This window comes from Mycobacterium riyadhense, assembly GCF_963853645.1.
GTDB classification, from domain to species: Bacteria; Actinomycetota; Actinomycetes; order Mycobacteriales; family Mycobacteriaceae; genus Mycobacterium; species Mycobacterium riyadhense.
The window spans coordinates 4,289,686-4,302,890 of sequence record NZ_OY970456.1; the positions used below are offsets into that span (position 1 = coordinate 4,289,686).

The 13,205-nt window shown below is 64.4% G+C and carries 11 protein-coding genes and 2 pseudogenes; 11 read left to right on the top strand and 2 right to left on the bottom strand.

Features of this window, described 5'->3' with window-relative positions; all coding sequences use genetic code 11:
• Positions 1-9 precede the first annotated feature (9 nt).
• The 9 genes from AADZ78_RS18870 to vapC all read left to right on the top strand — a co-directional run bounded on the left by AADZ78_RS18870 (position 10) and on the right by vapC (position 10,103).
• Positions 10-603, top strand: a complete 594-nt coding sequence (locus AADZ78_RS18870) for a methyltransferase family protein (RefSeq protein WP_139828822.1) — start codon at positions 10-12, stop codon at positions 601-603.
• Positions 600-2,333 carry an AMP-binding protein gene (locus tag AADZ78_RS18875; RefSeq protein ID WP_085251433.1) on the top strand — a complete coding sequence of 578 codons (1,734 nt, stop codon included), beginning with the start codon at positions 600-602 and terminating at the stop codon, positions 2,331-2,333. The genes AADZ78_RS18870 and AADZ78_RS18875 overlap by 4 nt, the downstream gene beginning before the upstream one ends.
• A complete protein-coding gene (locus AADZ78_RS18880) occupies positions 2,330-3,178 on the top strand; it encodes an SDR family NAD(P)-dependent oxidoreductase (protein ID WP_085251434.1) in 849 nt (282 codons plus the stop codon). The genes AADZ78_RS18875 and AADZ78_RS18880 overlap by 4 nt, the downstream gene beginning before the upstream one ends.
• Before the next feature lie 19 nt (positions 3,179-3,197).
• Positions 3,198-4,559 carry a condensation domain-containing protein gene (locus AADZ78_RS18885; RefSeq protein WP_085251435.1) on the top strand — a complete coding sequence of 454 codons (1,362 nt, stop codon included), beginning with the start codon at positions 3,198-3,200 and terminating at the stop codon, positions 4,557-4,559.
• 20 nt (positions 4,560-4,579) lie between these two features.
• Positions 4,580-6,847 carry an MMPL family transporter gene (locus tag AADZ78_RS18890; protein ID WP_085251436.1) on the top strand — a complete coding sequence of 756 codons (2,268 nt, stop codon included), beginning with the start codon at positions 4,580-4,582 and terminating at the stop codon, positions 6,845-6,847.
• Between the two features lie 53 nt (positions 6,848-6,900).
• On the top strand, positions 6,901-8,226 hold the full coding sequence (locus tag AADZ78_RS18895; RefSeq protein WP_085251455.1) for a cytochrome P450: 1,326 nt from the start codon (positions 6,901-6,903) through the stop codon (positions 8,224-8,226).
• Positions 8,223-9,371, top strand: coding sequence for an LLM class flavin-dependent oxidoreductase (locus tag AADZ78_RS18900; protein ID WP_085251437.1), 1,149 nt, complete (start codon positions 8,223-8,225; stop codon positions 9,369-9,371). The genes AADZ78_RS18895 and AADZ78_RS18900 overlap by 4 nt, the downstream gene beginning before the upstream one ends.
• Before the next feature lie 105 nt (positions 9,372-9,476).
• On the top strand, positions 9,477-9,704 hold the full coding sequence (locus tag AADZ78_RS18905) for a type II toxin-antitoxin system VapB family antitoxin (protein ID WP_085251456.1): 228 nt from the start codon (positions 9,477-9,479) through the stop codon (positions 9,702-9,704).
• Positions 9,705-10,103: a type II toxin-antitoxin system VapC family toxin gene (gene vapC / locus AADZ78_RS18910; protein ID WP_085251438.1), complete on the top strand. Its 399-nt coding sequence runs from the start codon at positions 9,705-9,707 to the stop codon at positions 10,101-10,103.
• 279 nt (positions 10,104-10,382) lie between these two features.
• Here vapC and AADZ78_RS18915 read toward each other — a convergent pair.
• Positions 10,383-10,744, bottom strand: a pseudogene (locus AADZ78_RS18915) (VapC toxin family PIN domain ribonuclease).
• A 141-nt stretch (positions 10,745-10,885) separates the two neighbouring features.
• On the opposite strand from AADZ78_RS18915, the gene AADZ78_RS18920 reads away from it, so the two are divergent.
• Positions 10,886-11,116, top strand: a complete 231-nt coding sequence (locus AADZ78_RS18920; RefSeq protein WP_085251439.1) for a DUF167 domain-containing protein — start codon at positions 10,886-10,888, stop codon at positions 11,114-11,116.
• 127 nt (positions 11,117-11,243) lie between these two features.
• Positions 11,244-11,395 (top strand): annotated as a pseudogene (locus AADZ78_RS18925) (DUF433 domain-containing protein); the annotation flags it as partial.
• Between the two features lie 533 nt (positions 11,396-11,928).
• Here the strand turns inward: AADZ78_RS18925 and AADZ78_RS18930 are convergent.
• A complete protein-coding gene (locus tag AADZ78_RS18930) occupies positions 11,929-13,188 on the bottom strand; it encodes an HNH endonuclease signature motif containing protein (protein WP_085251440.1) in 1,260 nt (419 codons plus the stop codon).
• Positions 13,189-13,205: the final 17 nt, after the last annotated feature.

Here is a 13,205-nt window from a genome sequence, read left to right on the forward strand (position 1 = left end):
TGGCCGGTGATGAACACACCCCTCCTTGTTCTGTACGTCGTGAACTTCCTCGTGATCATCGTGACGCCCAGAATCTTCTTCCGGAAGGATGGCACCTTCAACCTCAGATGGTGGTTGACCGCCCTTCCATTCGGGCTGTGCCCGGCGGCACTCGTGGTGGCATGGGTGGCCGTGCTCGCCCCGTACCGACCGCGGAGCTGGGATGCTCCCTCGGAGCTACTCGCCACGCTCCTTGCGGCGGGCTCGCTCAGCCTGCTGTTTTTCACGCTGGGCACGCACCGCGTCCCGATCTCCCTGTGGCACCAGGTCAACGACACCCCGCGCCACATCGTGACCGAGGGTGCCTACCGCCGGATACGACACCCCTTCTACGCGTCGTACCTCCTCGCCGTCACCGGCGCCGTGGTGTTCTTCCCGTACTGGACGACGATTGCGCTGGCGATCTACGCCGGCGTGGTCCTGAACGCCACGGCTGCCAGCGAGGAACGCCGACTCACCGGCTCCGAATACGGGGCCCAGTACGCGCGATACCTGGCACGGACGGGCCGCTTCGTGCCTCGACTCAGGGAACCCCGCGCCCCCATCTCCGATGTGAGCACATGAAAGGAACGGATTACCAGGCCATGTCGATGTTCGTTGATTGGATGTTCGCGCCCCGGGACGACCGAGGGTTTTACCTGGCCGATGACGCCGGCGGCTGGCAACGCTTCACCTACCGCGCAATCGCCAAGGCGAGCGCCCAGGTGGCGGCCGAGTATCGCGCGGCCGGGGTACAGACCGGCGATGTCGTCTGCCTCACCGCGCCGACCACCTATGACACTCTGATCTCCCTTTTCGGCGTGTGGCTGGCCGGTGCGACCATCTGCCCGCTACCGGAGCCCTCCTTCCAATCCGATCAGGACTACGTCGATCACATCGGCGCGGTACTGCGCCGTGCCGAGCCCGCCGTCGTGGTCACCTCCGCGGAGATCGCGCCGTTGATGGGCAAAGCGATGGCGCAGGCCGGCATGTTTGGATCGCCGATGGTCGTCGACGGCCGGGCCGCGGTGGCGGGGGAACTGTCCGCAGCGCCGAACGGTTTGGCTGAAATCGCGCTGCTGCAGTTCACTTCCGGTTCCACCGGCAATCCACAGGGCGTACGCGTCTCCTGGGACAACCTGGCGGCGAACTTCGCCGTGCTGCGCCGCTGGACGCGGTGGGCTGAGGGGGAAGGAGGCGCCTCCTGGCTGCCGCTCTACCACGACATGGGACTGATCGGGTGCCTGCTGCCCGCCGTCGCCACGCAATCGGATTTGTGGCTGATGCGCCCACTTCAGTTCATCAGGGATCCCGGCCGATGGCTGTCATGCTTTGGACCCGGCAAGGCCCGGCATGCCGCGTCGCCGTCGTTCGCGTTTGCCTACCTCGCCCGGCGCATCACCCCCGACCGCTTGGTGAATTTCGACCTGTCCGCATGGCGCAGCGTCATCGTCGGGGCGGAAGTCGTCGATCCCTTGGCTCTGGCCGCGTTTGCGCGGTTCGCGGCGCCGGCTGGGTTCGCGTCCACCGCATTCGTCCCTGCTTACGGGCTTGCCGAGAACACGCTTGGCGTTACGTCGCCCGGCGGCGGTCAAGAGATGTTGCTGGTGCGCCCGGACTGGGCCTCCATGGGGATCGGCGAGCCGGTACGGATCCTCGAGCAGGCCCGGTTCAGCACCGATTGGGCCACGAACGAAACCGGCTGGCTGGTCGGACACGGGAGTCCCGGACCGGCGGACGGTATCGCGGTCCGAGTGATCGACGAGGACGGCACACCGTTGCCAGCCGGCCACCTGGGAGAGATCACGGTCACCGGTTCGTCAGTGGCTCTGGGCTATCACGGCCAGCATCCGGATCGGGCAACACGGTTCTCGGACGGGGTGTTGCGCACCGGGGACGCGGGCTTCTTCCACGGGGGCGAACTGTTCGTCGTCGGCCGGATGGGGGACAGCCTCAAACTCCGGGGCCGCAATGTCTACGTGGAGGATCTCGACGCAAAAGTGGCCGAGGCGGGGCCGCTCAACCGCGACCGGGTAGCGGTGGTGAGCAGCATGCACGAGGGTCGGGCGGGTCTGGTGGTGTTCGCCGAGGCCCGCCCGGGTTCGTGGACCGAAAAGGTGACCGAACGGCTGCGCGGCGAACTCGGCCCGGAGCCGCACATCACCATCGTGACCGGCCGCAGGGGCATGATCCGACGCACCTCCAGCGGCAAACCCCGACGTCGTCATATGTGGCAGCTGTTCTCCACGGGCGGGCTCAAGGGCGCAGTTGTCATCGACACCTCGGCCGAGCACGAGGAGAAATCAAAGTCATGAACAACAGCGCGCCAGTGTTGATCACCGGCTGTTCGTCGGGTGTGGGTCGGGCCAGCGCGCTGCGCTTCCTGCGCGCCGGGCATCCGGTCTACGCGACCGCGCGCCGTCCGGAGACGCTCACCGCCCTCGTCGAGCAGGGTGCCGTCGGCCTGCGGCTCGATGTCACCGACGAGGAATCGATGGTCGCGGCGGTCAAACGCGTCGAGGCCGACCACGGCGCGGTCGGCATCCTGGTCAATAACGCGGCCTACGGGTTGCAGGGCGCTGTCGAGGCCGTACTGCTCGACGACCTTCGTGCGCAGTTTGAGACCAACGTGTTCGGACTGGTCCGCCTGACACAGCTCGTCCTGCCCGGCATGCGTGCCCGGCGCTGCGGCCGGATCATCAATCTCTCCTCGATGGGCGGACACTTCACGCTGCCCGGCTCGTTCGGCGTGCACGCGTCAAAGCATGCGGTGGAGTCGATATCCGACGGCCTCCGAATGGAGATGCGTCCGTTCGGCATCAAGGTTGTCATCGTCGAGCCGGGTCCGATCGACACCTCGTTCGGCGAGACGCTCAACGCCAGCCTCCCCCCTCGCACCGGCGACGGCACCTACGACCGTTTCCACGCGGAGGTTGCAGCCCGGATCGACGCCGCCTACGAGCCGAAGGCCAGGAACTTCGTGCTCGGCGCCGACCAGGTCGCCAAGACCATCGTTAGGGCCGCGCATACCCGCCGGCCTCGGACCCGGTACCCGGTCGGGGCCTTTGCCAAATTCGCAGTCTCGATGAGCCAGCTGATGCCGGCAGCGGTCGTCGACGCATTCATTCGGTCACAGTTCCCCGTACCAAAGCCGCAATAGCAACCCCGAGGAGATATTGATGTCAGAGCGAATCCCGTTCAACCGAGTCGACACGGGGATCTTCCATTTCGACCAGGCGCCCGATCTCTGGAGCTGCCACTTCGAGGTGCGCGTGGCAGGACGACTGGACCCGGACCGCCTCGCCGCCGCCGCGCTCGAGGCGGTCCGGCGCCACCCGATGGCTCGCGCCCGGATGGCACCCTTCGGGCCCATGACACGGGCGCTGCATTGGTTGATCGACGACGAGGTCGCGGCGGTTCCACTCGAGATCGTCGACTGCACGACTGACGCCCAGGTCGAGGCGGCACGCGTGCGCCTGCTGAACTGGCGGATCGACCTGCGCGTCGGCCCCCCGCTTGCGCTGACGCTCGCCCACCACCCTGACGGCGACCACCTGATCATGAACATGAGCCACGTGGTGGGCGACGGAGTCAGCGTCTACCGGTTGATGTCATCGATCTGCCGCGTCTACACGGGCAGTGACGACCCACAGCCGGTCCTTCCGCTTGCCGAGGCACGCAACCTGCGCGGGCACATCGGATGGCGAACCCTAGCCGATGCCCGGACCCGGCTGCGTGCCATCGCGCGACACCTTTCCGACGCCCGCAACGACCCCGCCGTGTCTTTGGCCGTCGACGGCGGTTCGGAGGGCGTCCAGGGACAGGATGTCCACACGCTCCGGTTCGACCGCGACGAGGCCGCCCGCATCGCCGCTCGCCGGGTGAAGCCGGCGACGATCAACGACCTGCTGCTGGCTGCCCTGGCCGTCACGATCCGCCGCTTCAATGACCAGCGGGGCGTGGCCCCGGGACGGATCTCGTTATTGATGCCGATCAACCTGCGACCCGCCGAGTGGGGCACTGAGCTCGTCTCCAACATCGAGTCGATGGTTCCGGTGCGCGTTCCCGAGTACGCACAGTCCGACATCGTCACGGCTCAGGCAGCGGTCGCCGAGCGCACCGCGCAGCTGAAGAAGCAGCGGCTGGCAGGCACGATGGTCGACGTCCTCGGCATGGCCGGCATCTGGCCAGCGGGTCTGCGTCACGCGGCCGTCCGTTGGGCACTCGGTCTGCCGGGGGCCGAGACGGGGGTGCTGAGTAATCTGGCCAACCTGTCCCAGCCCTTCGACTTCGGGCCCGGGGCGGGTGTGGCGACCGAGCTGTGGGCCTCGGGGCCGGCCTGCACGCAGTTAGGCACCAGCGTGGCGGTCGCCACAATGAACGGCGAGATTTTCCTGACACTGCGCTACTGCCGCACCCAGTTCGACGCCGAGGGCGCAGCGCAATTCGCCGCGAGTCTGCGGGAGGTCCTGCTCGGCGAACCCGCACCGGGACTCGCCGCGAGCGTTGATCGAGGCATACCGCATCCGATGCCGGGCTGATTCGGGAAGCGCAAACGAACATGATCTTCACGAAGTTGAGCGCGCTCGCCCAGCGCGCTCCGCGAATCATCATCGCAACAGCAGCGTTACTTCTTTTGGCCGCAGGCATTTTCGGCGCGCCGGTGAGCGCACAACTGCCTGCCGGCGGGTATGACGATCCGGGGTCGGAGTCGGCGAAGGCTCAAGCAATTCTGGCCAACGACTTTCACGCCGGTGGCATGCCGATCGTCTTCGAGATCACCGATCCCAGCGGGGTGGACGCTCCTGCTGCACGCGCTTGTGCCCAGAATGTGCTTGAAGCGCTGCATAATTCGCGATACGTGCAGCAGATCAGCTCTTACTGGTCGACGTCGCTATCCGAGCCACCCGAGCCGGCGATCGCCGCATCGCTCGTCAGCAGTGATCACCGCACCGGCCTGATCGTCGCGCAGATCGCCGGCTCGGATAGCGATGCACCGCAGCGAGCTCACGACATCGCGAATCCCATCGTGGGCACCCACGGCGGTGTCACCGTGAAGCCCGGCGGTCAAGCAATCGCCTATTACGACGTCAATCGGCAGTTACGCAAGGACCTGACAACGATCGAAGCCATTGCGATGCCACTGTGTTTCGTTGTCCTGGTGTGGATTTTCGGCAGCGCGCTAGCCGCGATACTTCCCATTGCCGTGGCCGTCTTCGCGATAGAAGTAACAACCGCGGCGTTGCGAGCCCTATCCATGTTCACCAGTGTGTCGGTTTTCGCGCTTAACCTGGCCTCCGCCTTATGCATTGCTCTGGCGATCGATTACACCTTGTTCATCATTAACCGATATCGCGAAGAACTCGCCAGCGGTAAGACCCCCAGGCAGGCGATGGCGGTCACAATGAACACCGCAGGACGCACCGTCACCTATTCCGCGGTCACGGTAGCGCTGTCACTGGTGGCCATGACCATATTCCCGATGTACTTCTTACGTTCACTGGCTTACGCCGGACTCATCGGTGTGTCGCTGTGCTTGATCGGTGCCCTAGTGGTTGCGCCGGCGTTGTTAACGCTTCTCGGTGACCGCATCGACAAGTGGGACCTCCGCAAGCCCGCGTATCGGTTGATTGGTCGAGAGGCTCCGAAACACAAGGCGCCGCAGGAAACGTTCTTCTACCGAAGCGCCGTCTTCGCGATGCGCCACGCGGTACCGGTCGTGCTGCTGGTTACCACCTTGTACGTCATCCTCGGTATCCCAGCCCTCGGGATCAAGGTCGCTTACCCGGATGACCGGATGTTGCCGACCACCGCGCAAGCCCGTCAAGCAGGCGACACGATGCGAGAGTCATTTCCTCAGTCCGGCAATGCGATCCGGATCGTGATCCCATCCCGCGAACCGGCCTCGGCTGTGAGCGGATATGCGCTGCGGCTGTCGCGAGTGACCGACGTCGTTTCTGTCGCCGCACCGGACGGGACCTACGTCAACGGCAAACAGGTGAGCACCGACACCTACGGCGCAGCACAAGCCAAGGGTGCAACCTATCTGACCGTCTCGAGTTCACTCGATCCCTACTCCGCTGCCGGCAAGGCTCAACTCGCTGACCTCAAACACATCGAGGCGCCCGCGCCGACCCTGTTCGGAGGAGTTGCACAGCAGAACATCGATGATGTCAACGCAATAGTGAACAAAGTACCTCTCGCGTTCATTTTGATTGCGGCAACAACCTTGTTACTCGTATTCCTACTCACCGGAAGCATCCTGCTGCCGATCAAAGCGCTTGTTATGAATGTGCTGTCGTTGACTGCCGCGTTCGGCGCGATGGTCTGGATTTTCCAGGACGGCCATCTTGGCGGCTTCGGCACAACGGCCACAGGCCACATAAACGCCGAATTCATTCCGTTTATCTTCGGCGTCGCCTTCGGTCTGTCCATGGACTACGAAGTGTTCGTATTGTCTCGCGTCCGCGAAGAATGGCTCAACAACGACCGCGGGTCCGGCGCCAACGAGCGTGCGGTAGCACTCGGATTGGCGCGGACGGGCAGGATCGTGACCGCGGCCGCAACGGTGATGGCGATCGTTTTCGTCGCAACCATCACATCGCAGGTGCAGGCGGAGCGAATGTTGGGGACCGGACTGGCGATCACCGTCCTTTTGGACGCATTCCTGATCCGAACGATCCTCATACCAGCCTTCATGAGACTCCTAGGACGCGCGAACTGGTGGGCACCGACGCCACTGAGTCGATGGCACACCAGGTGGGGACTCACGGACGAGCCGCGCCGCGCCGCGCCCCAACCCTTCGAAGAGATTGGTCAGGCCGTATGACCGAAAATTGTTCAGCCAGTGCGGGTATCGATGACTTAACCGATGGAGGCCCCTTGCGGCAGAGACTGAACTGGGTTGCGCAGCATGGGTTCCTCCGCGGGGCCGTGCGGCTTGGAGTCCGGCTGGGCGACCTGCAGTCCCGGCTGCTCGCGGATCCCATGGTTAAGGCAAACCCGGCGCCGTTTTGCGACGAATTGCGGGCCATCGGCCCCCTGGCGTCGAGCTACGGCAGCCACCTCGCCGTTGATCATGCGGTCGTCCACGAGCTGCTGCGGTCCGAAGACTTCGAGGTGTTCTCGCTCGGATCGAACTTGCCGGCGCAGGCGCCACTGCGCTGGCTAGAGCGCCGCACTCGGGACGACGAGCTACTCCATCCGCTGCTGCCGCCGTCAATGCTGGCCGTTGAGCCGCCGGATCACACGCGTTATCGCAAGGCAGTGTCTTCGGTGTTCACGGCGAAAGCAGTGGCCGCATTACGCGATCGCATCACAGAGACTGCGTCGGCGCTGTTGGATCAGCTCACTGACCAGCCGACCGCCGTTGACATCATCAACCGTTACTGCTCGCAACTCCCGGTCGCGGTCATCGGCGACATCTTGGGCGTGCCCGATCACGACCGAAGCCGCATTCTTGAGTTCGGTGAGCTGGCAGCGCCCAGCTTGGATTTTGGGCTGTCCTGGCGTCAGTACCAGCAGATGCAGCGAGGGCTCAAAGGACTCCTGTTCTGGCTCACCGAGCACCTCGAGAAACTGCGGTCTAACCCCGGCGACGATCTGATGAGTCAGCTGATCCAAGCCTCTGAAAGTGGCCCCGCGGAAACACGTCTCACAGCAATGGAAGTGCGGGCAATCGCTGGGCTGGTGTTGGGCGCCGGCTTCGAAACAACGGTGAACCTGTTGGGCAATGGGATACAGACATTGTTGGACGCGCCCGAACAGCGGGACGCGCTGAACCAGCGCCCGCAGCTCTGGCCCAACGCGGTCGAGGAGATCCTGCGGTTGGAGTCACCGATTCAGCTCACCGGGCGAATAGCTCGCAAGAACGTCGAGGTGGCGGGTGCGGCCGTCAAGCGAGGCCAGCTGGTGGTGCTCTATTTGGCGGCGGCCAACCGGGATCCGTCAGTGTTCGCCGATCCGCACCGCTTTGACGTCGCACGCGCCAACGCCAACCGACATCTCACATTCGCCGGTGGTCGCCACTTCTGCCTGGGTGCCGCACTTGCCCGCGCCGAAGGCGAAATCGGATTGCGAATGTTCTTCGAGCGCTTCCCCGATGCGCGTGCGGCAGGCTCAGGAAGTAGACGGGAGACCCGAACTCTGCGGGGTTGGTCGCAGCTGCCGGTGCGGTTGGGAACTGCACGGACGGCGGTTGTCCAATGACGACGGGATTCCGGGTAGGTGTGCAAGACGGCTTGATTGCGGCACGACCGACGGCCAGCACTCTCGTTCGGGCCAATTACCTCGGCGCTGTTAGCAACCGCGTCGACTCGTTCTGGGTTCCAGATCACCTCAACGGCTTGTTCCCCCGTTCGTTGTGGAAGCAGAAGTATTGCGGTGCAACAAAACTGGTACCCAGGCTCGATGCGTACTTGGAGCCGTGGACCATGCTCGGCTACCTTGCCGCACATAACCGGGTCGGCCGACTGCGCCTTGGCGTCAGCGTCACCGACACCGGTCGGCGCAATCCTGCCGTCACCGCACAGGCTGCCGCGACACTGCATCAGCTGAGTCGTGGACGCGCGATACTCGGCATTGGAACTGGCGAACGCGAGGGCAACGAGCCCTATGGAGTGGACTGGTCAAAGCCAGTCGCGCGGTTCGAAGAAGCGATGGCCACAATCCGGGCGCTGTGGGACTCTGGCGGAGAACTGGTCAACCGCGATTCGCCATTCTTCCCGTTGCGGAACGCCTTGTTCGATCTCCCCCCGTACCAGGGTAGGTGGCCCGAGATCTGGATCGCTGCTCATGGCCCGCGGATGCTGCGCGCTACCGGTCGCTACGCCGACGCGTGGTATCCCGGGTTTCCGCACCAACCGAAGGACTACGCGCAACGCCTGGAAATCGTTCGCACCGCCGCATCCGACGCGGGTCGTGACCCCATGTCGATCACTCCCGCCGTGTGGCTGCCTGTTGTCACCGGCCGCACCCGCGCCGATGTTGACGAGGCGCTCGACTCCCCACTGATCAAGATCGGTGGACTGAATGCATCGGACGAAATCTTCGCCCGCCACGGCGCCCAGCACCCGTTAGGAGCAGGCTTCTCGGGAACGCAGGACTTGTTGCCACACGACATCGACGAACAAACAGCCCTGTCCTACCTCGACCAGATTCCGACCACGCTGCTCCGGGAAATCGGGCTCAACGGCACGCCCGAAGAGGCCATCGACCAAGCCGCGCAGTGGCGCGACTGCGGAGTGCGCTACATCGTCCTGGTTAACTTCAGTGCTTTCCAGCGGAGCCTGCGCAAAGGATTGGCATCGATTCAGCCGTTCAACAAGATCGTCCGCGAACTCAAGAAGTTTTAGACCGTCGCAGGCTTTCGGGGATGAATTTCCACCATACATTCCCCACCGGTCCTCCGGGCTCGACTAAGCGACACCTTGATACACATGAAGGTGCATAGTGGGGTGATGTCACGGACCAACATCGATATCGACGACGAACTCGTGGCCGCCGCGCCGCGGATGTACCGACTCGATTCCAAGCGGAGCGCCGTCGATCTCGCGCTGCGCAGGCTCGTGGGTGAACCGCTAAGCCGCGATGAAGCTTTGGCGCTCCAGGGCAGCGGTTTCGATTTCACCAACGATGAGATCGAATCATTCTCGGATGCGGACATAAAGCTCGCAGACGAGTCGTAGATGATTGTCGACACCTCAGTCTGGATTGAATTTCTCTCCACGTCGCAGTCGTTAGCCAGTCGTTGGTTGGCCGATCGCGTTGCCGCTAACTCGACGGTGATCGTGCCCGAGGTGGTGCTGATGGAGCTGCTGATCGGTACGACCGATGAGGACAGGGCCGCACTGCGGCGGCGGCTGCTGCAGCGATTCGACATCGAGCCGGTTGCCCCGGTCCGCGACGCAGAAGATGCCGCCGCCATTCACCGGCGCTGTCGTCGCGGCGGCGACACCTTACGCAGCCTGATCGACTGCCACGTGGCCGCGATGGCGTTGCGGATCGGCGTCGCTGCGGCACATCGTGACCGCGACTACGAGGTGATCCGCACGCATTGCGGACTACGCACCGAGCTCTTGTTCTGACACGCGCGCATCGCCGTACCCATGACAACCGGAATCGACGGTCCGCCGGTCGAACCCCGGGACGCCGGTTGGTCGCGTGTCCACCAACCTTCTGGCGGACATCGAACGGTTTCTCATGTTTTGCTCGGCCTGGTGTCCTGAGCATCAGGCTTGGTGATGACCGGTCACGCAAGCGCCCACGCGACGAAGACGACGGCAAAGACACCGCCGCTGTGATCTTGGCCCGGACGTTTGACCTGGAGAAAGAGGCCCAGCAGTTTAAGTATGGACTCCGGGCTGCTACGCGGTGACATGCAGGCGCTCGATCGGTTGCCCCGAAATCCGCGGTATCAGCTCGAAATCCTCGTCTAGCGCCAAGACCATGAGCCCGGGGTATCTCGGCGGGGCCGCGAAGAGGAGGTCAGGAATTGACGGTGCACGATGCTCGCCTCGATCGGCCAACAGAAGTTGCACTTCGACAGCACGGTCCTCGGCCGCCGGCGTCAGATATTCCACCGGCATCAGGGCAAGGGGCGCAGCGCGAACTCACTGCGTGCCTGCACCCTAGATCGGAACGAGAACCCAATCTCAAGGCGGGTGGCGGTGCTGATACGAACCGCGCCCCGTTCGATGCGATCGATCCACCCCCTGATGATCAACACATCTCCGCCCTCGTTACGGACTTTGCCAACTTCGGTCGCGCAGGCAAGTCAGCGCGCGCCCTCGTCGTCGACAGCAAGCGCGCCGCCGCGACCAAACCGCGCTCACGCAGCGCACCAAACAGAACGGTAGCGTTGCGCGACATGACCGACTCCGTCGTCGTCAAGGTCAAGCCCGGCAGTCGCAAGGGACCCCTGGTCGAGGTCGGCCCCCACGGTGAGCTGACAATTTACGTCCGCGAGCCGGCGGTTGACGGCAAGGCGAACGACGCGGTGACCCGATTGCTCGCGGCCCACCTCCAATTGCCAAGAAGTCGAGTCGAATTGGTGTCGGGAGCGACATCACGGCTCAAGCGATTCCGTCTGAGCCGCTAAGCAGGCGCCCGCTGTCGAGCGGGTGGTGGCGATGAGTCTGACTTCGTTTCAGAGTCGGGTTCGGGGAACACCACGACGCTGAAGTCTTGCCCGCATCGGCGAGGTACGACCGCACGTCGTGGTCAGCAGACCCCACCCGACCGGTAGCTACGCTCGGCTGCCGGTTCGTGGAGATCGCAGAAGCGTAGGTGCTTGAACGCCTTTCGCCGAGCGGGTGTACCGATGCGGCGGATCCGACCATCCGTCGACTGGCCGATCAAAAATGTCGGACCACATGCTGCCGTCGGCGCACAAGTCGTGAAGCCGCCACGGAAGCGGCTGCCGGACCAATCGTTTGGGGGTCGCTCGCGTGTGCGCGGAGATCAACTCCGATACGTGATGCCATGCCGCGGGAATAGGTTCGATCGGGATATGCACTGGCGCAAGGTCATGTCGACGGCTTCGCTTTAATGAGATCGACGACGTAGATGGGATCGACGCGCTCGTGCACCAGTCGTTGGGATCGCCGACGAATCGGGACGCTTTGTCGGTGGTGATGCGGTCGCGGTCGACGATCCAGCCCGGCCAAGCCCAGCGCCGAACGTGAACCGAGCAGGGTAACGCTCGGCCCCAACTAGCGCGCACCGTCAGCGCGGATCTTGATGAGGGCGTGCGGAGGTCGTCACGTCGCGGGTCGGCGGTGGTGCGGGTTTGATTGTCGGCCCCGATTTTCAGGATGCGGCAGAGCGGATAGTACGAACGAAATCCTTGATGCCCCAAACCGTTTAGGCTTCGCTCCAGGGTGCTGGTGCCGACCGGCACCGGTGACCGGCCTAGTTGTTTGTCGGTGGTGGTTGCGGCTGGAATGGTTCATACCACCACCAGTCGGCGCGCTCGCCGGTGGGTCCGGGGCAGGGCGCTACCTCAGGCGGAGGTTTCTTCGGTGGGCGGGCTAGCGATCCTGCGCTCAGCGGCCGACCGGCGCTATCGGTGACGGTCAGGTTGGTTGCGGGTCCGGTGATGGTGATCAGGCCTCGATGGTGCAGCCGGTGGTGATACGGGCATACCAGCACCAGGTTGGCCAGCTCGGTGGGGCCACCGTCTTCCCAATGCCGGATGTGATGTGCGTGCAGACCACGGGTGGCATCACAACCCGGAACCGCGCACGTGGGGTGGCGGTGCTCGAGCGCACGGCGAAGCCGGCGGTTGATCTGGCGGGTCGCTCGACCGGAGCCGATGACCTCGCCGTCGCGTTCGAACCAGACTTCATAGGTGGCATCGCACATCAGGTAACGGCGTTCAGACTCGCTGAGCAGCGGACCCAGGTGCAGCGCAGCGGCGCGCTGCTCGACGTCCAGATGCATCACCACGGTGGTGTGGTGGCCGTGGGGCCGGCGGGTCGCCTCGGTATCCCACCCAGCCTCGACCAGACGCATGAACGCCTCGACAGTGCCCGGCAACGGGGGTGCCTGATCGGATGCACCGTCGCGGTTGTCGTGATCGTGCTTCCACTCAGCGATCAGTGCGTCAAGATGAGACTGCAGTGCCGCGTCGAACTTCGCCGCGTCGAGGTGGGGAAGTTTGATCCGCCAGCAGCTGAACTCGTCGTCGGTGATCTTGGTGATCGAGGGCTGCGGTTGCGGTCGAGAATCGGGTTGGGGGCGCGGTGGGCGCGGTTCCAGCTTGAGCGCGGTGCGCAGCTGGTTGACCGTGGCGCTGCGGGCCAGCTCCGCATAGTGCTCATCGGATCCCTCGCCCGCTCGCGCCGCGATGACGCCGACCTGATCTAGCGACAGTCGGCCCTCCCGCATGCCTTGGGCGCAGCGGGGAAACTCCTCAAGCCGGCGCGCCACGGTGGTGATCGTGTGGGCGTTCGCCGATGACGAGCCGGTCTTCCAGGCCACCAACGCCGCCACCGACCGGGCGCCCGTAGCGCCGCACAGCTCGTCGCGATCCAGCTCTGCCACGATCTCCACGATGCGCCCATCAATCGCATTGCGCTGACCGGTCAGCTCCGCCAACTCCTCGAACAACACCTCAAGGCGCTGGTCAGGACGCACTGCAGCGGCGTCGGACGAGGCGGTCGAGGACATGACTTCATCATCGCAGC